Source organism: Nocardioidaceae bacterium SCSIO 66511, assembly GCA_023100825.1.
GTDB lineage: Bacteria > Actinomycetota > Actinomycetes > Propionibacteriales > Nocardioidaceae > Solicola.
The window spans coordinates 2,739,844-2,756,852 of the sequence record CP095846.1; the positions used below are offsets into that span (position 1 = coordinate 2,739,844).

Genomic DNA, 17,009 nt, shown 5'->3' on the forward strand with positions numbered 1-17,009 from the left:
AAGGAGACACAGGTCACTGTTCGGCCACGAGCCGCAGAGCATCACGGAGCGTGAACGCCCTGGCATACAACGCCTTTCCGATGATTGCGCCCTCGACCCCGACCGATCGCAAGGACCCGATTGCCCGCAGATCATCGAGGCTCGAGACGCCGCCGGACGCGACCACCGGGCGGTCCGTTGCCGCGCACACGGAGCGCAGCAGATCGAGGTTCGGACCCTGCAGAGTGCCGTCCTTGGTGACGTCTGTCACAACGTAGCGAGCGCAGCCGTCGGCATCGAGCCGGGCGAGCACCTCGAACAGGTCTCCGCCCTCGCGCGTCCAGCCACGCGCCGCCAGCGTCGTCCCGCGTACGTCGAGGCCGACGGCGACCCGGTCGCCGTACTCGGCGATCGCGCGGGCACACCACTGCGGGTCCTCCAGCGCGGCCGTGCCCAGGTTGACCCGTCGGCAGCCGGTTGCCATCGCGGCCCGCAACGAGTCGTCGTCGCGTATCCCGCCGGACAGCTCGACGTCGACATCGAGCCGGCCGACGACGTCGGCCAGCAGGGCGGCATTGCTGCCCCTGCCGAACGCGGCGTCGAGATCCACCAGATGGATCCACTCCGCACCGTCGCGCTGCCAGGTGAGCGCGGCCTCCAGGGGGTCACCGTACGATGTCTCGCTTCCGGCCTCGCCTTGCACGAGGCGTACCGCCTGCCCATCGGCAACATCGACCGCGGGCAGCAACTCCAGTGGGCTCACCGGGCGATCCTATGACCTCGCCGCACCGAGCCCGAGCCCGGCGCCGATGCCGTCGAGCACGTAGCCGAGACGACGCTCGAAGACCAAGTCGAGATCGGGATAGTCCTCTGCGTCTCGCACGATCCGCTCGAGGTACGGATAGCGGCCGGTCTCCAGCAGGTCGCGCAGGTACGGACCGATCGCCAGTCGCCATTCCTCCTCGCTCAGGCCGCTCGTCTTCGCCGCGTGCTCCTGCTCGCGCTCGTACTGAACGAACCCGGTGACGAAGGCAGAGACCGTGCCTCCCATATCGAGTACCTGGTCGATCGTCAGCCCGGACCGGTCAAGCCGGGACGAGGTCTGCTCGATCCAGGCAAGCGTGTTCGGCCCAAGGCTCGGCCGGGCGCCGAAACCGGCGGCCCACGGATGCGCGGTGACGAGACGTCGCATCGACCTCGCCATCGCGGTGAGCACGTCGCGCCAGTCGCCGACATCGTCTGGGAGACCCAACTCGGCGTTGACCGCGTCAACCATCAGATCGACCAGCTCGGTCTTGTTCGCAACGTAGCGATAGAGCGACATCGTGCCGACACCGAGCTCTCCGGCGACCTTGCGCATCGATAACGCATCGATGCCGTCACGGTCGGCGACCCGGACTGCTGCCGCGGCGATCTCGTCATGAGTGAGCGACGGTCGCCGTCCGTGCGCGGATCGTTCGATTCTGCTCCAGATCGGCTGTAGCTCCGACCCCGCGGACTCACCGGATGCCATGACCCTCCTCGGTCGGTTGCGTACATCGTACGCTAGGCGTACGGTGTACGCGGACGAGTACGCTGTACGCATAGGAGCAGGATGACAACGGACGCCGTGTTCGCGCACGATCTGCGTAAGCGGTTCGGACCGACCGAGGCGCTGCGCGGGATCGATCTCGTCGTCGCCCCGGGTACGGTCTGCGGGCTGCTCGGGCCGAACGGCGCCGGCAAGACGACCTTCGTGTCGATCCTGGCCACGCTCACCCGGCCGGACGCGGGCTCCGCCGTAGTCGCCGGCGTCGATGTCGTCCAAGACCCGGGCACTGTCCGCCGCCTGATCGGGCTTGCAGGGCAGCACGCGGCCGTCGACGAGAAGCTGACCGGTCGGGAGAACCTGCGGATGTTCGGTCGGCTCTATCATCTGGGCGAGCGCGCGGCGTCCACGCGTGCCGACGAACTGCTCGAGCAGTTCGGCCTCGCCGACGCCGGCACGCGGCTTGTCCGCGCGTACTCCGGAGGGATGCGCCGCCGCCTGGACCTCGCCGCCAGCCTCATCCTGTCCCCCACCGTGCTCTTCCTGGACGAGCCGACGACCGGGCTCGACCCGCGTAGCCGCAGCGATGTCTGGGAGAGCGTTCGTACGCTGGTCGCCGCCGGCACGTCTGTACTGCTGACGACGCAGTACCTCGACGAGGCCGATCAGCTTGCCGACGAGATCGCCGTGATCGACACCGGCCGCGTCATCGCGTCGGGTACGCCTGCCGAGCTCAAACGCCACATCGGCGGCGACCGGGTCGAGGTCACGCTCAGCGACGCCGCCGCGCTGCCGAAGGCAGAGTCCGCGCTCGCCGCGGCCACCGGCGCGACCCCGGAGGTCACCGAATCGGCGCTTCGGGTGAGCTCACCGACGTCCGATGGAGCGGCGGCACTCGCCGCGACGGTCCGGGCGCTGGACGCCGAGCAGATCGTCGCCGACGACATCGCTCTGCGACGACCGACGCTCGACGACGTATTCCTCCAGCTGACCGGGCACACCTCGGACGCAGCCACGACCGAAGAGATCGGAGCCGCATGATGAGCACCACAACGAACACGACCACCACGTCGGATCGAATCCTGTGGACGATCCGCGACGGCTGGACGATCGCTCGCCGCGAGTTCGAACAGCTCCGACACGCTCCCGGCGAGCTCGTCGCGGCCGTGGTGTTCCCGGCCGTCCTTGTCATCCTCTTCGGGTTCGTGTTCGGCAGCGCGATCTCCGTGCCCGGTGGCGGCAACTACCGGGAGTATTTGATGCCCGGGCTGTTCGCGATGACCGCGCTCACCGGGGTGATGGCGACCGCACTGATGGTCTCCAAGGATGTCGACGAAGGCGTGATGGACCGGTTCCGCTCGATCCCGATGGCGCGCTCAGCCGTGCCGCTCGGCCGCATCCTCGCCGACGTCTGCGTCAGCATCGTCGGGCTGCTGGCGATGACGACGATCGGACTCATCTCGGGCTGGCGAGTCCACGAAGGACTCGTACGCGCCGTGGCTGCGTTCGCGCTGATCCTGCTGGTGCGCTTCGCGGTCAGCTGGATAGGTGTGTACGTCGGGCTGTCAGTCACCACCGAGACCGCGGACTCGTTCGTACCAATCGTTTTCCCGGTCTCGATGCTGTCGAACAGCTTCGTACCGACCGACGGGATGCCCGGCTGGCTCCGGGTGATCGCCGATTGGAACCCGGTCAGCGCGCTCGTGCAATCGTGCCGCGAACTGTTCGGCAACCCGAGTGCGCTCCCCGCCGATCCGAGCTTCCCGGTCGCCCATCCGGTCGCAACGACCATCGGCTGGTCCGTGCTGATCATCGCGGTGTTCGCGCCACTGGCAACGCGGCGGTTCTACGCAAACGAACGTTGAGGCACCACGACCTGATGCCGTCTGTTAGAGCGTACGCAGCCAGTTGGACAGCAGCGCGGCGCCGGCGTCACCGGACTTTTCCGGATGGAACTGCGTCGCCCACAGCGGGCCGTTCTCCACAGCCGAGACGAAGCGGTCGCCGGAGTACGGCGTCCAGGTCACCGTCGGCGGCCGTAGGTGCTCGACGGGTTCCATGGTCCAATCGCGCACGCCGTAGGAGTGCACGAAGTAGAACCGCTCGTCGTCGATTCCCTCGAACATCGACGAGCCCGCCGGTGCCTCAACGGTGTTCCAGCCCATATGCGGGACGATCTCGGCGTCGAGGCGCTCGACGACACCCGGCCACTGCGCGCAGCCGGCCGTCTTCTGGCCGTGCTCGATGCCCCGCTCGAAGAGCACCTGCATCCCGACGCACACACCGAGCACCGGACGGCCGCCGGCAAGACGCCGGTCGATGATCCGATCGCCTCTCGCAGCACTCAAGCCCTCCATGCACGCGGCAAACGCGCCGACACCGGGTACGACGAGTCCGGCTGCCTCGGTAGCGAGCGCCTCGTCATCGCTCAGTGTGACGTCGGCGCCGACGCGTTCGAGCGCTCGCACGGCTGAGCGGACATTGCCCGACCCGTAGTCGAGCACGACCACTGTCGTCACAAGCTGCCCTTCGTACTCGGAACGCCCGTCTCGCGCGGGTCTGGCGCGAGCGCCGTACGAAGAGCGCGCGCGACCGCCTTGTACTGTGCCTCCGCGATGTGGTGCGGGTCGCGACCCTCGAGTAGGCGTACGTGCAGCGTGATCGCGGCGTGGTGAGCGATCGACTCGAACACATGGGCCGTCAGCGAGCCTGGGTACTCGCCGATCATCGCGGTGATCTGACGCTCCGGCTCGCCGTTGTGTACGAAGTACGGCCGGCCCGAGACGTCGACGACGGCCTGCGCGAGCGCCTCGTCGAGGGGCACCAGAGCGTCGCCGTAGCGGCGGATGCCGGCCTTGTCGCCGAGCGCCTCGCGGATCGCCTGCCCGATGCAGATCGCGACATCCTCGACGGTGTGGTGCGCGTCGATGTGCAGATCGCCCTTCGCCTGCACGGTGAGGTCGATCAGCGAGTGCCGCGACAACGCGGTGAGCATGTGGTCGTAGAAGCCGACCCCGGTCGAGATCGTCGCCCTGCCGGTGCCGTCGAGATCGACCTCGACGGCGACGTGCGACTCGGTTGTCTCTCGTTCGATTCGTGCCGTACGGCTCATCTGCTGAGCACCTCTCGTAATGCAGCGTGGAACGTCTCGGTTTCGTCGGGCGTGCCGACCGACACCCGCAACCAACCCGGCGGCCCCGTCTCGCGGATCAGCACGCCGCGGTCCAGCAGGCCCTGCCAGACCGCGTGGCGATCGTCGAATCGCCCGAACAGGATGAAGTTCGCATCGGACTCCGCTACCTGGAGATCGAGGTCGCGCAGCTGTGCGGCGAGCTTGTCGCGCGTCTCGCGGAGCTCCTCGACGCGGGCCAGCAGCTCGCCTGAGTGGTCGAGGGCTACTCGCGCGACCGCCTGGGTGAGCGCCGACAGGTGGTACGGCAGACGCACGATCCGCAGCGCGTCGATGACCTGCGGCGCGGCCGCGACGTAGCCGACGCGGCCTCCGGCGAATGCGTACGCCTTGCTCATGGTGCGGGTGACGAGCAGCCGCGGATAGTCGGCGAGCAGCTCCAGCGCCGTTGGGGTTCCGTCGCGGCGGAACTCCGCGTACGCCTCGTCGACGACCACGACGCCGGGCGCGACGTCGCAGACCGCTCTAACCGTTTCGAGCGGGAGGGCCGTGCCGGTCGGGTTGTTCGGCGAGGTCAGTAGCACGACGTCGGGGCGCTCATCGCCGACCAGGGCGGTCGCGCGTTCGAGGTCGATCCCGAAGTCGTCGTCACGGCGCCCGGTGACCCACCGGGTGTGGGTGTTGCGGGCGTACTCGGGGTACATGGAGTACGTCGGCGCGAACGACAACGCAGTGCGGCCAGGCCCGCCGAACGCCTGCAGGATCTGCTGCATGATCTCGTTGGAGCCGTTCGCCGCCCACACGGCGTCGGCGGTGAGGCCGTGCCTCAGGTAGTCGGCGAGCGCGCTGCGCAGGTCGGTCGCCTCCCGGTCGGGGTAGCGGTTCAGCTCACCCGCGACCGCGGCGATCCGCCGTGCCATGGCATCGGCGACCCGCGGGCTCGGGCCGTACGGGTTCTCGTTGGTGTTCAACCTGACCGTGACATCGAGCTGCGGCGCACCGTACGGCTCCTCGGAGCGCAGCTCCTCGCGGATCGGGACCCAATCGGCGACACCCATCACGCATCGCCGATCCGCGCGGAGACGGCCGCACCGTGCGCCGGGAGGTCCTCGGCCTCCGCAAGGGTCACCACGCCCCTGCCCACCTCATCGAGAGCCCCCCGGTCGTACGTGATGACCTGCATGTTGCGACAGAACGCGCGCACCGACAGACCGGAGCTGTAGCGGGCCGCGCCCGCCGTGGGCAGGACGTGGTTGGATCCGGCGCTGTAGTCGCCGAGCGACACCGGGGAGTACGCCCCGACGAACACGGCGCCGGCGTTGCGCACCCGTGCTGCCAGGCTCGCGGCGTCGGCCGTCTGGATCTCCAGGTGCTCGGCTCCGTAAGCGTTCACGACTTCGAGGCCCTGCTCTACATCGTCGACCAGCACGATCGCCGACTGCTCGGAGGTCAGGGCGGTCTCGATGCGAGTGCGGTGGCGCGCGGTCGCGATCTTGCCCGCCAGCTCACCGTCGACGGCGTCGGCGAGCGATTCGCTGTCGGTCACGAGCACGCTCGCGGCCAGTGGGTCGTGCTCGGCCTGGCTGATCAGGTCGGCCGCGACGTACGCGGGATCGGCCGTCTCATCGGCGAGGATCGCGATCTCGGTCGGGCCGGCCTCGGAGTCGATGCCGACGACCGAGGTCACCAGCCGCTTGGCCGCAACAACGTAGATGTTGCCGGGGCCGGTCACCAGGTCGACCGGCCGGCAGTCGTCGGTGCCGTACGCGAACATCGCGATCGCCTGGGCTCCCCCGACCGCGTACACCTCGTCGACGCCGAGCAGCGCACAAGCCGCGAGCACGGTGGGGTGTGGGCGGCCGTCGGACCCGGGCGGGCTGGACAACGCGATCGAGGAGACACCCGCCACCTGAGCAGGCACGACGTTCATGACCACACTGCTCACCAGCGGGGCCAGCCCGCCCGGGACGTACAGGCCGACGCGTTCGACCGCCACGATGCGACGCTCGACGGTAGCGCCCGCTGCGAGCTCGGTCGTGACATCGGACTCCAGCTCCGCCTCACAGGTCGTTCTCAGGCGCGCGATCGAGTCTTGGAGAGCGGCACGTACGTCGGGGTCGAGCCGCTCGAGCGAGGCATGCAGCGCCGACTGCGGCACCCGTACGTCATCGAGGTCGACATCGTCGAACCGCTTGGTCGCCTCGCGTACGGCGTCGGAGCCGCGTTTGCGTACGTCGTCGCAGATCGGGCGAACCGATTCGACGGCGGCTTCGACGTCGAACTGTGCACGGGGTACGACGGCGCGGTAGTCGACGGGAGTGCTTGCGGACATGCCGCGAAGGTCGAGTCGCCGGATCATGGCCACATTCTACGAAGACGGCCGGACAGGTAGGTTGACCGCGTGGGCTCGACTCTTCCCATGTTCGCGCTGGGCACCGTCACGTTTCCCGGTACCTCCATGTCACTGCACGTGTTCGAGGACCGCTACCTCGAGCTCATCTCCCGGCTGCTGACCTTGCCCGAAGAGGAGCGGCTGTTCGGCACGGTCGCCATCCGAGAGGGCTACGAGGTCGGACAGGCGAGTGTGAAGTCTGTGCATCGGGTCGGCTGCGAGCTTCGGCTCACCGACGCCGAAGAGGTCGACGACGGCGTCGACGTGACCGTGGAGGCCGGTCGACGCGTCCGCCTCGACACGGTGATCGACTCGCGGAGCCACCTGTGGGCCGATATCACCTACCTGCCCGAGGAGGTCGGCCCCGACGCCGCCGACGCCGCCACCCGCGCCCATGCCATCTTCGAGGCGTACATCGAGTTGCTCGCGTCGGCCGGCGCGACGATCGGCTCGGTCGAGATCCCGACCGAGCCGCTGTCGATGTCGTACGCGCTCTCGGCCGGCGCCGTGCTGACCCTGCGTGACCGGCAGGGCCTGTTGGAGGCGCCCGACGCCGCGACCAGACTGCGCCAGGTGAGCAGGCTGGTCGTCGCCGAGATGTCGGCGATCCGGGCGATCCCCAGCCTGCCGGCGACAGACATCAACCCGACCGCCTGGTCGCCGAACTGACGCCCCGCGATGTCACGACGCAAGAAGGCTGCGGCCGGGTCCACCCCGGCAACGACAGCACTCACCCGTGCCGGAATCGACTTCACGGCGCATTCGTACGAACACGACCCGGCGGCGGAGTCGTACGGACGCGAAGCGGCCGACCGTCTCGGCGTGGATGCCGACCGGGTGTTCAAGACATTGCTCGCGACGGTCGATGAGTCGCTCGTCGTCGGCATCGTGCCGGTCTCTCGCTCATTGGACCCGAAAGCGCTCGCCCGCGGAGTCGGCGGCCGCAAGGCCGCGATGGCCGACCCGGCGCATGCCGAACGGGTCACCGGGTACGTCGTGGGTGGCATCTCCCCCATCGGACAGCGGCGCGCGCTGCGTACCGTGCTCGACGCCACCGCGTCGGCGTACGAGACGATCCTGGTCTCCGGCGGACGTCGGGGCTTCGACCTGGAGCTCGCCCCCGACGATCTGGTGACGGCAACGGCGGCGACGATCGCGCCGATCGCCCGCTAGTCCAATGTCCCGTTTCAGCGGGCATGGCAATCGGCCGCTTTGCGCGACGACTGTGCAATGCGAAGCGGATGTTCACCAGGTAAGCCTGGTGAACATCCGCCGCGTGTGACCTCTCAGTCGAACGTGAGCCGCATCGTTGCAACGGCCCGATCGTCCTTCTTCTCCGTCGCGAACCCGAACGCCTGCATTGGCTCGAGCATCTTGACGTCCTCATCATCTGGGTCGGTCGCGAGCTCGCTGATCTCGTCGAGGTTGACGTAGACCACGTTGACCGCGTTGTCGCCTGCCGGAACTGCGGTCTTGAACGCGTCCGAGTCGCCGAGATCGCCGCCACCATCGGTGAGCTGGGCCGCGTAGTCGTCGTTGGTCGCGACGACCATTCCGTCGTCGGTCTCCTCCTTGACGAGGGCATCGCTCATTTCGGGGCCACCCAGCATGCCGAGCTGGGTCTCGAGCTTGTCGATGACCGGTGTCAACTCGGCGGGATCCGAGGTGAACCGCATGCCCGCGTTGTAGTCCGCGAGTGAGCTCGACTCCATCTCGGGGCTGAGGCCTTCGCTGTCGACGGCGAGCAGGAACTTCTCCCCGAACAGCGTCGACAGGTCATCGGGCAGCGTCAGTCCGGTGTTCTGCTCGATCTCACTGACGATCGACTGGAACTGCGGCGCCATATCGGCGGCCATGCCGGACTCGAGCTGACCCCAGAAGTTGTCGACGAGTGCCTGACCGTCGGAGACCGACGCGGCGACCATCGTCGAGTCCGAAAGCCCGCCGATATCGGCCTTCGCGCCCGCAGCGCCCGCATCGGCGTCGCTCGCGCCCACCAGCTCCAGGTAGTTGTCTCCCGCACGGAGCGCGGCCGCTGCCGTACCGGAGGCATTCGCCTTGAACGCCTCGAGATCTTCGGCGGGCATGCCGAGCTCCTTCGCGGCATCGACGAACGCGTCAGCGTCGAACCACATCGAGGCGATGCCCTCGTCGCCGAGAGCGTCCATGTCGTCGGAGAACGCCGCGGACGACGCCAGCGAGTCGTTCTCGGCGTCCTTGGCGAAGTCGTCGGCGAGATCCTGGCTCGGCGCAACGACCATGTAGTCGCCCGAGAAGGACACACCGAGATTGCTCGCGTCGTCGCCCTCGGCGTACGAGACGTCGTCCATCGCCGTATCGGAGTACGACGACGGCATCGTCGGCCCGGCCATGTTCATACCGCCGGCACAGTCGGCGATCTTCTCGGCTCCGGCCTTCGCCTTGTCCTCGTCGCTCACCTGCACGGCGAGCATCGGCGCGGGCGAATCGTCACCCGGGACAAGCGCGAATCCGAGCCGATCACCGATCCACGGCTCGATGTCGTCGGCATAGTCGACATCACAGCCGTCGGACGACAACACCTCGTCGACGAAGAGCTTGCGCAGGTCGACGTCGTCATCGGAGATGCCCGTGGATTCCTCGAACTCCGGCCACTTGTGCAGCAGCGACATCGCATCCAGCTTCTGCGACGCCGACGGGTCGAGGTCGAGGCGTACGTAGGCCATCGCATCGGACGGAACGGCTTCCGCCGGCTGCGGGCCACCGCCGGAAAGCTTCGACCAGGCGAAGACGCCGCCCGCCGCGATCAGCGCGACGACGGCGATGCCACCGACGCCGATCAAGATGCCCTTACGCCGGCCCTTCGGCGCGGGTTCGTGCGGGCCCTGCTCGACCCACTGCCCGCCCGACGGCGGGCCCTGCGGCGGCTGCGCGGCGTACTGAGCCGGACCGGCCGGCCGACCCTGCGGCTGGCCGTACTGTGGCGGCGGCCCCTGAGGGGACTGCGGATGCTGCTGACCGTACGGAGGCTGCCCTCCCTGGGATCCCCCGTTGGGTGGCGGCTGATTCGTACTCACGTCATTCCCCTTTCGCGGTTGGCCCCCTGCCGACCGTTCGACGTCGCGTTCATGCGGTGGGTTCCGCCGGGCTCGAGGTGACTTCGGTCGCACCGTAGAACAGCTCGTCGCGCGGTGCCCGGAGCCATACGGACACCATGACACCGATCAGGGCCGCTATGGGCCAGATCAACACTATCGAGCGGGCGCCGAGCTCCACCGGACCCGTGAACGTATCGCCTGCCCGTGCACCGGCCAGCGATTCGTCGAGCGACGCCGGGCCGAACTGAGTGCCGAGCCACCACGCGAGGCACGCGGTCAGCAGGGCGACCGCGCCGGCGAGCGCCGTGACCGGCCAGCCGAGCCCCCAATACCGCCATCCGGTGACGAGTCCGCCGAGGAGGGCCGCGAGAGCGCCGATGCCGGCGTAGACCAGGTCGACCTCGAAGTCGTGACCGAACTCGGCCTCCGAGGAGTAGTACGCGATCAGGCCGTCGGGTCCGCGGTACGCGGCGTACTCGGCCGGCTGCGCCAGCGCCGACCACACCCAACCGGCGAGCGCACCGAGGACGACGAAGACGAGCAGCGTCACGACCACGGCACTCGCCCAGCTCGGCACCGGTCGGTGGTCTGCTGCACGCCGGCCCGCGTACGCGAAGTCGGCGGTCACTGTGCGAGACAGTTCGGGCCGAGCAGTGCCTTCAGATCCGCGGTCAGCGCGGCCCCCGGTGTCACTCGCAAACGGTCGTCGAGACGCATCAACTTACTGCCCGATCGCCCGAGCAGGCGTAGGTGCACGTCGTTGACACCCGGGTGGGCCGACAGCACCTCCTTGAGCTGCTCGACCGTATGGCTGGTACACCGCGCCGTCGGGATCGAGACGACCACCGGCCCGCTCACCTCGGTGGACAGATCGGGCGCGTGCACCTCGCTGCCGATCAGCTCGGGTACGTCGTCGCCGCGCTTGAGCCGGCCCTTGATCGTGACGATCGCGTCCTCGGCGAGCATCGGCGCGGCCAGCTGGTACGAGGACGGGAACAGCATCACGTTGACCGCGCCCTCGAGGTCCTCGAGTGTCACCAATGCCCACGTGTCGCCTTTACGCGTCAGCTTGCGGGTCACGTTGGTGATCAGGCCGGCGACGGTGACATTCGAGCCGTCGGGGCGCTCTTCATCGGTGACGAGGTCTCCGATCGAGCAGTCGCCGCTCGCTCGTAGGACGTGCTCCAGCCCGAACAACGGGTGGTCGGAGACGTACAACCCGAGCATCTCGCGCTCGTAGCCGAGCAGCGTCTGCTTCTCCCACTCCTCGATCTCGGGAACGGTGACGGCCATTCCTCCGAAAGAGTCTTCGTCGGACAGCCCGCCGAACAGGGAGTCCTGACCGATGGCCTCATTGCGCTTGACGTCGACGTACTGGTCGACGGCCTCCTCGTGAACCGTCACGAGTGCACGCCGCGCATGCTTCATCGAGTCGAAGGCGCCCGCTTTGATCAAGGACTCGATCACGCGCTTGTTGCACACCGTGGTCGGCACTTTGTCCATGAAGTCGGCGAAGTCGCTGTAACGGCCGTTCTCTTCGCGACCCTCGATGATGCCTCGGACGACGTTGTGGCCGACGTTGCGTACCGCCGACAGCCCGAAGCGGATGTCGACGTCGACCGCGGTGAAGTTGGACTCCGAGTCGTTGACGTCGGGTGGCAAGACCTTGATGCCCATCCGGCGGCACTCGTTGAGGTAGATCGCCGATTTGTCCTTGTCGCCCTTGACGCTGGTCAGCAGTGCGGCCATGTACTCGGCCGGGTAATGCGCCTTGAGGTAGGCGGTCCAGTACGAGATGACTCCGTACGCCGCGGAGTGCGCCTTGTTGAACGCGTAGTCCGAGAACGGCAGCAGGATGTCCCACAGCGTCTTGACCGCATCGGCGGAGTATCCGCGCTCGCGCATGCCGGACTCGAAGGACTCGTACTCCGCGTCGAGCACTTCCTTCTTCTTCTTGCCCATCGCGCGCCGCAGCAGATCCGCCTGGCCAAGTGAATAGCCCGCGACCTTCTGCGCGATGGCCATCACCTGCTCTTGGTAGATGATCAGGCCGTACGAGGTGGACAGGATCTCGTCGAGCGGCTCGGCGAGCTCGGGATGGATCGGCTCGATCTTCTGTCTGCCGATCTTGCGCAGCGCGTAGTTCGTATGCGAGTCGGCGCCCATCGGGCCCGGTCGGTACAGCGCGATCAACGCCGAGATGTCTTCGAAGTTGTCGGGCTTCATCAACCGGATCAGCGAGCGCATCGGCCCGCCGTCGAGCTGGAAGACGCCGAGCGTGTCGCCACGAGACAGCAGGGCGTACGCCTCGGGGTCATCGAGCGGGAGATCCTCGAGTACGACCTCGTCGCCGCGGTTGGTGCGTACGTTGGCGACGGCGTCGTCGAGGACCGTCAGGTTGCGCAGCCCGAGGAAGTCCATCTTGACCAGCCCGAGCGACTCGCACCCGGGATAGTCGAACTGGGTGATGATGGCGCCGTCCTGCTCGCGCTTCATCAGCGGAACGATGTCGGCGAGCGGCTCGCTGGACATGATGATGCCCGCGGCGTGGACACCCCACTGCCGCTTCAGACCCTCCAGGCCACGGGCGGTCTGGAACACCTTGGCGCTATCGGGGTCGCCCTCGATCAGGGACCGGAACTCGCCGGCCTCCGCGTAACGCTTGTGGTCCTTGTCGAACATGCCCGATAAGGGGATGTCTTTACCCATCACCGCGGGCGGCATCGCCTTGGTGAGCTTCTCCCCCATCGAGAACGGGTAGCCCTGCACCCGGGAGGAGTCCTTGAGCGCCTGCTTCGCCTTGATCGTGCCGTACGTGACGATGTACGAGACTCGGTCGTCGCCGTACTTCTCGGTGACGTACTTGATCACCTCGCCGCGCCGGCGCTCGTCGAAGTCGATGTCGAAGTCGGGCATCGAGTCGCGCTCGGGGTTGAGGAACCGCTCGAAGATCAGCCCGTGCGGGATCGGGTCGAGGTCGGTGATGCGCATCGCGTACGCGCACATCGAGCCCGCACCCGAACCACGGCCGGGGCCGACGCGGATGCCGCGCTCCTTCGCCCAGTTGATGAAGTCGGCGACGACCAGGAAGTAGCCCGGGTAGCCCTTGCCGATGATCACCTCGGTCTCGAGCTTCACCTGGTCGACGGCGTACTGCGGCACACCGTCGGGGAAGCGCTCCTTGAGACCGCGATCGACCTCCTTGATGAACCAGGACGACTCGTCTTCGCCGTCGGGGCACGGGAAGCGCGGCATGAACCGGCCCTCGCCCTCGGTGAACTCGACCTCGCACCGCTCCGCGACGAGCAACGTGTTGTCGCACGCCTCCTCGAGGCCCTGGCCGCCCCACAGCTCGCGCATCTCCTGCGCGGTCTTGATGTAGTAGCCGCCACCGTCGAGCTTGAACCGATTCGGATCGGCAAGCGTGCTGCCCGACTGCACGCACAGCAGCGCCTCATGCGCGGTCGCGTCGGCCGCGTCGGTGTAGTGCGAGTCGTTGGTCGCGATCATCGGGAGGTTCAGGTCTTTACCGAGGCGCAGCAGGCCGTCGCGTACGCGGGCCTCGATGGAAAGACCGTGGTCCATCAGCTCGAGGAAGAAGTTGTCGGCGCCGAAGATGTCGCGGAACTCTGCCGCCGATGCGCGGGCTTTCTCGTAGTCGCCGATGCGCAGCCAGGTCTGCACCTCGCCGGACGGGCATCCGGTCGTGCCGATCAGACCGTCGGCGTACTCGGCCAGCAGCTCGCGGTCGGCCCGCGGCTTGTAGAAGAACCCCTCGATGCTGGATCGCGACGCGAGCCGGAACAGGTTGTGCATGCCGGCGGTGTTGCGGGCGAGCAAGGTCATGTGGGTGTACGCCCCACCGCCCGACACATCGTCGTCGCCGCCCTTGTTCCAGCGCACCCGTTTGCGTTCGTAGCGGCTGGTGTTGGGCGTGAGGTAGGCCTCCATGCCGATGATCGGCTTGACGCCCGCGGAGCGCGCCTGCTTGTAGAACTCGTACGCGCCGAAGACGTTGCCGTGGTCGGTCATCGCGATCGCGGGCATGCCCTGGTCGGCAGTGCGCGCGACCATGTCGGTGATCCGCGCCGCGCCGTCCAGCATGGAGTACTCAGTGTGGACGTGCAGGTGCACGAAAGACGAGTCGCTGGGCATTACGCAGGGGCCTCCAGGGCGGTCGAACAGGCGGGCGCCTCGGGGAAGAACTCAACCCTACGGCACTGACAGTGGTGATCGAGACAGGCTCGCAGCGGGACCTGTCGCGCCGGCGTCCAGGTCCGCACCGCTTCCCGGCAAACCGCGCCGCTCCCCGGCAAACTTGGTGGGTAGCGGCGTGAATTACCACGGGCCCGTGGTAATTCACGGCCCGATCGAGCGCCTAAGCCGCATCGCGGATGACATCGACGGCATGCTGCAGGTCATCGGGATACGTCGAGGCGTACGTGACGTGCTCGCCGGTCGCCGGATGCTCGAAGCCGAGCCGGACCGCGTGCAGCCACTGCCGCTCCAGCCCGACCCGCTCGGCCAGCCGTGGGTCGGCGCCGTACTGCAGATCGCCGACGCACGGGTGCTTGAGCGCGCTGAGATGGACCCTGATCTGATGCGTACGCCCGGTCTCCAGCACGATCTCCAGCAGACTCGCGTAGCGGTGTGCTTCGAGAGTGTCGTAGTGAGTGACGCTCGGCCGTCCGTCGGCCATCACGGCGAACTTCCAGTCGTGGCGCGGATGCCGCCCGATCGGCGCGTCGACCGTACCCTTCCACGGGTCGGGATGACCCTGCACGAGAGCGTGGTAGACCTTCTCGACCCGGCGTTGTTTGAAGGCCGCCTTGAGTACGGAGTACGCATGCTCGGACTTCGCGACCACCATCAGCCCGCTGGTGCCGACGTCGAGCCGGTGCACGATGCCTTGGCGTTCGGCCGCACCCGAGGTCGCGATACCGAACCCGGCCGCGGCCAGGTGGCCGACGACGGTCGGTCCGGTCCAGCCGACGCTGGGGTGAGCGGCCACCCCCACCGGTTTGTCGATCACCACGATGTCGTCGTCATCGTGCACGATCGACAGGGTGTCGACCGTCGCGGGCACGACCTCGGCGCTCGGGCGAGGCTCGGGCAGACGTACCTCCAGCAGCGACCCCGCCTCGAGACGGAGAGACTTCGCCGGCAGCTCGCCGTCGACGGTCACCTCACCTGATGCGACCAGCTCGGCAGCACGGGTACGCGACAGACCGAGCAACCGGGCCATCGCGGCGTCGAGCCGCTCCCCCGCCAGTCCGTCCGGGACCGGAAGGGAACGAAGTTCGCTCACTCGTCGTCCGCGGGCTCGTCGGGGTCGCCGTCGTCGTTCACCCGGTGGCCGTCAAGGGCGATGCCACGGAACGACTGAATCGCGATCAGCACGGCCGCGACCGTGACACAGCAATCCGCGAAGTTGAACACCGGCCAGTTCGGCAGCGCCAGGAAGTCGACGACGTGACCGCGCATCGGCCCCGGCGAACGGACGAGCCGGTCCGTGAGGTTACCGAGCGCTCCCGCGAGCAGCAGACCGAGCGCGAACGCCCAGATCGGGTCGCGGAGCTTACCGGCCATTCGCACCACGACGAGGCAAACGCCCGCCGCGATCGCGGTCAGCACCGCGGTGAAGCCGGTCGCGATGCCGAATGCGGCGCCGGAGTTGCGGACCAGCGTGAGATCGAGAACGTGTGGGATCACGGTAACCGTCTTGACCGGCGGGCCCTCGAGCTCGGCAACTGCGATGATCTTGGTCACGACGTCGACGGCGTACGCCACGACGACCACGATCACGAACAAGCCGAGCCGGCGTGGCCGGTCGACGGGGTGGTCCTGGGGTTGTTCGCCGCTCAGCGGCGTTCCTCGCGCTGCTTGCATGTCATGCACAGTGTCGCACGAGGGAACGCCATCAGCCGCATCTTGCCGATCGGATTGCCACACGACTCGCAGGAGCCGTACGTACCGTCGTGGATTCGCCCGAGCGCATGCTCGACCTGCCGGAGCAGCTCTCGGTGGCTCTGCGCGAGCGACATCTCGGCGTCGCGCTCCAGGCTGTTCGAACCGACGTCGGCCTGGTCGTTGCCCGCACCGTCGACGCCTTCGCGCAGCAACGCCTGGAGGTCGCGTTCGGACCTCTCGATCTCGCCGCGCAGTCGGTCGCGGTCGCTTTCGAGCTCGGCGCGTACCTCTCCCAGCTCGCCGGCGGTCCAGGGCGACTCGTTGTCGAGGACCGCAAGGGAACGTGCGAGCTGGGCGTTCGTTGCACCCTTCTTCGCGGGTGACTTGTTGGCGGGCGCCTTCTTTGCCGCGGGCGCCTGCTTGGCCGCGGTCTTCTTGGCGGGCGCCTTCTTTGACGCGGTCTTCTTGGCGGGCGCCTTCTTTGACGCGGTCTTCTTGGCCGTGGTCTTCTTCGCTGCGGTCTTCTTCGCGGGCGCCTTCTTCGCCGCGGCCTTCTTCGCGGGCGCCTTCTTCGCCGCGGCCTTCTTCGCGGGCGCCTTCTTCGCTGCGGTCTTCTTCGCGGTGGTTTTCGTCGCCGCCGTTTTCTTGGCCGCGGTCTTCTTCGCTGGTGACTTTTTGGCGGTGGTCTTCTTCGTCGCGGCCTTGCCGTCCGCCGACGCATCCTTCGTCGTACGCCCCGTGACCCGGCCGGCGGCCCGTTTGACCGCTGTCGCACCGCGTGAAACGGCGCCCGACTTCTTCCGTGCGCTCGCCATCAGGAACCCCTCACACCCGTGGGTGGTCGTCTCGCCGACTCACACCAAGTGGCCGTGAGGATAGGTTCCAAAACCTCCCGCTTCAAACTCCCTCGCCGGACGGGCCCGAGAAGGTACGCACGGAACACGTCGTGAATCCCGCTCGACGCCCCGGATTAGCAGGCTCTATGCTTGATTT

Annotated in this window: 16 protein-coding genes and 1 pseudogene; 4 read left to right on the forward strand and 13 right to left on the reverse strand. The window is 67.8% G+C overall.

Annotated features, from left to right (window positions below; genetic code table 11):
• Positions 1-13: 13 nt before the first annotated feature.
• Positions 14-742, reverse strand: a complete 729-nt coding sequence (gene priA / locus MU582_12855) for a bifunctional 1-(5-phosphoribosyl)-5-((5-phosphoribosylamino)methylideneamino)imidazole-4-carboxamide isomerase/phosphoribosylanthranilate isomerase PriA (GenBank protein UPK73329.1) — start codon at positions 740-742, stop codon at positions 14-16.
• A gap of 9 nt (positions 743-751) precedes the next feature.
• Complete coding sequence (locus MU582_12860) at positions 752-1,492, reverse strand: TetR/AcrR family transcriptional regulator (GenBank protein ID UPK73330.1); 741 nt, start codon at positions 1,490-1,492, stop codon at positions 752-754.
• An 81-nt stretch (positions 1,493-1,573) separates the two neighbouring features.
• On the opposite strand from MU582_12860, the gene MU582_12865 reads away from it, so the two are divergent.
• On the forward strand, positions 1,574-2,548 hold the full coding sequence (locus MU582_12865; protein UPK73331.1) for an ATP-binding cassette domain-containing protein: 975 nt from the start codon (positions 1,574-1,576) through the stop codon (positions 2,546-2,548).
• A complete protein-coding gene (locus tag MU582_12870) occupies positions 2,545-3,372 on the forward strand; it encodes an ABC transporter permease (GenBank protein ID UPK73332.1) in 828 nt (275 codons plus the stop codon). The genes MU582_12865 and MU582_12870 overlap by 4 nt, the downstream gene beginning before the upstream one ends.
• A 24-nt stretch (positions 3,373-3,396) precedes the next feature.
• Here the strand turns inward: MU582_12870 and hisH are convergent, their stop codons facing one another.
• From hisH to hisD, 4 genes are read right to left on the reverse strand one after another with little or no spacing between them, the layout of a single operon-like run.
• Positions 3,397-4,026: an imidazole glycerol phosphate synthase subunit HisH gene (gene hisH, locus MU582_12875; GenBank protein ID UPK73333.1), complete on the reverse strand. Its 630-nt coding sequence runs from the start codon at positions 4,024-4,026 to the stop codon at positions 3,397-3,399.
• Positions 4,023-4,619 (reverse strand): imidazoleglycerol-phosphate dehydratase HisB, encoded by a 597-nt coding sequence (gene hisB / locus MU582_12880; protein ID UPK73334.1) that lies wholly within the window; start codon positions 4,617-4,619, stop codon positions 4,023-4,025. The genes hisH and hisB overlap by 4 nt, the downstream gene beginning before the upstream one ends.
• On the reverse strand, positions 4,616-5,695 hold the full coding sequence (locus tag MU582_12885) for a histidinol-phosphate transaminase (protein ID UPK73335.1): 1,080 nt from the start codon (positions 5,693-5,695) through the stop codon (positions 4,616-4,618). Before MU582_12885 ends, hisB begins: the two co-directional genes overlap by 4 nt.
• Positions 5,695-6,996, reverse strand: a complete 1,302-nt coding sequence (gene hisD / locus MU582_12890; GenBank protein UPK73336.1) for a histidinol dehydrogenase — start codon at positions 6,994-6,996, stop codon at positions 5,695-5,697. Before hisD ends, MU582_12885 begins: the two co-directional genes overlap by 1 nt.
• 42 nt (positions 6,997-7,038) lie before the next feature.
• On the opposite strand from hisD, the gene MU582_12895 reads away from it, so the two are divergent.
• Both MU582_12895 and ybaK read left to right on the forward strand, forming a co-directional pair.
• Entirely contained in the window at positions 7,039-7,698 is a 660-nt protein-coding gene (locus tag MU582_12895; GenBank protein UPK73337.1) for an LON peptidase substrate-binding domain-containing protein, read from the forward strand.
• Positions 7,699-7,707: 9 nt separating this feature from the next.
• Positions 7,708-8,202, forward strand: a complete 495-nt coding sequence (gene ybaK, locus MU582_12900) for a Cys-tRNA(Pro) deacylase (GenBank protein UPK73338.1) — start codon at positions 7,708-7,710, stop codon at positions 8,200-8,202.
• Between the two features lie 113 nt (positions 8,203-8,315).
• Here ybaK and MU582_12905 read toward each other — a convergent pair whose 3' ends face one another.
• The 7 genes and pseudogenes from MU582_12905 to MU582_12935 form a co-directional block, all read right to left on the reverse strand.
• A complete protein-coding gene (locus tag MU582_12905; protein ID UPK73339.1) occupies positions 8,316-10,085 on the reverse strand; it encodes a DUF3352 domain-containing protein in 1,770 nt (589 codons plus the stop codon).
• A gap of 49 nt (positions 10,086-10,134) precedes the next feature.
• Complete coding sequence (locus tag MU582_12910; protein ID UPK73340.1) at positions 10,135-10,734, reverse strand: hypothetical protein; 600 nt, start codon at positions 10,732-10,734, stop codon at positions 10,135-10,137.
• A complete protein-coding gene (gene dnaE, locus MU582_12915) occupies positions 10,731-14,261 on the reverse strand; it encodes a DNA polymerase III subunit alpha (protein UPK73341.1) in 3,531 nt (1,176 codons plus the stop codon). The genes MU582_12910 and dnaE overlap by 4 nt, the downstream gene beginning before the upstream one ends.
• Before the next feature lie 223 nt (positions 14,262-14,484).
• Positions 14,485-15,414, reverse strand: a complete 930-nt coding sequence (locus MU582_12920; protein ID UPK73342.1) for an RluA family pseudouridine synthase — start codon at positions 15,412-15,414, stop codon at positions 14,485-14,487.
• On the reverse strand, positions 15,411-15,995 hold the full coding sequence (gene lspA / locus MU582_12925; protein ID UPK73343.1) for a signal peptidase II: 585 nt from the start codon (positions 15,993-15,995) through the stop codon (positions 15,411-15,413). Before lspA ends, MU582_12920 begins: the two co-directional genes overlap by 4 nt.
• Positions 15,968-16,312, reverse strand: coding sequence for a TraR/DksA family transcriptional regulator (locus tag MU582_12930; GenBank protein UPK77167.1), 345 nt, complete (start codon positions 16,310-16,312; stop codon positions 15,968-15,970). Before MU582_12930 ends, lspA begins: the two co-directional genes overlap by 28 nt.
• Before the next feature lie 117 nt (positions 16,313-16,429).
• Positions 16,430-16,831: pseudogene (locus tag MU582_12935) on the reverse strand (histone H1-like repetitive region-containing protein).
• Positions 16,832-17,009: the final 178 nt, after the last annotated feature.

What these genes read in the sequence shown, in the direction of transcription:
- MU582_12860 (UPK73330.1), bottom strand. Translation starts at nt 1,492, where the DNA reads ATGGCATCCGGTGAGTCCGCGGGGTCGGAGCTACAGCCGATCTGGAGC.
- MU582_12865 (UPK73331.1), top strand. Translation starts at nt 1,574, where the DNA reads ATGACAACGGACGCCGTGTTCGCGCACGATCTGCGTAAGCGGTTCGGA.
- MU582_12870 (UPK73332.1), top strand. Translation starts at nt 2,545, where the DNA reads ATGATGAGCACCACAACGAACACGACCACCACGTCGGATCGAATCCTG.
- hisB (UPK73334.1), bottom strand. Translation starts at nt 4,619, where the DNA reads ATGAGCCGTACGGCACGAATCGAACGAGAGACAACCGAGTCGCACGTC.
- MU582_12885 (UPK73335.1), bottom strand. Translation starts at nt 5,695, where the DNA reads ATGGGTGTCGCCGATTGGGTCCCGATCCGCGAGGAGCTGCGCTCCGAG.
- hisD (UPK73336.1), bottom strand. Translation starts at nt 6,996, where the DNA reads ATGATCCGGCGACTCGACCTTCGCGGCATGTCCGCAAGCACTCCCGTC.
- ybaK (UPK73338.1), top strand. Translation starts at nt 7,708, where the DNA reads ATGTCACGACGCAAGAAGGCTGCGGCCGGGTCCACCCCGGCAACGACA.
- dnaE (UPK73341.1), bottom strand. Translation starts at nt 14,261, where the DNA reads ATGCCCAGCGACTCGTCTTTCGTGCACCTGCACGTCCACACTGAGTAC.
- lspA (UPK73343.1), bottom strand. Translation starts at nt 15,995, where the DNA reads ATGCAAGCAGCGCGAGGAACGCCGCTGAGCGGCGAACAACCCCAGGAC.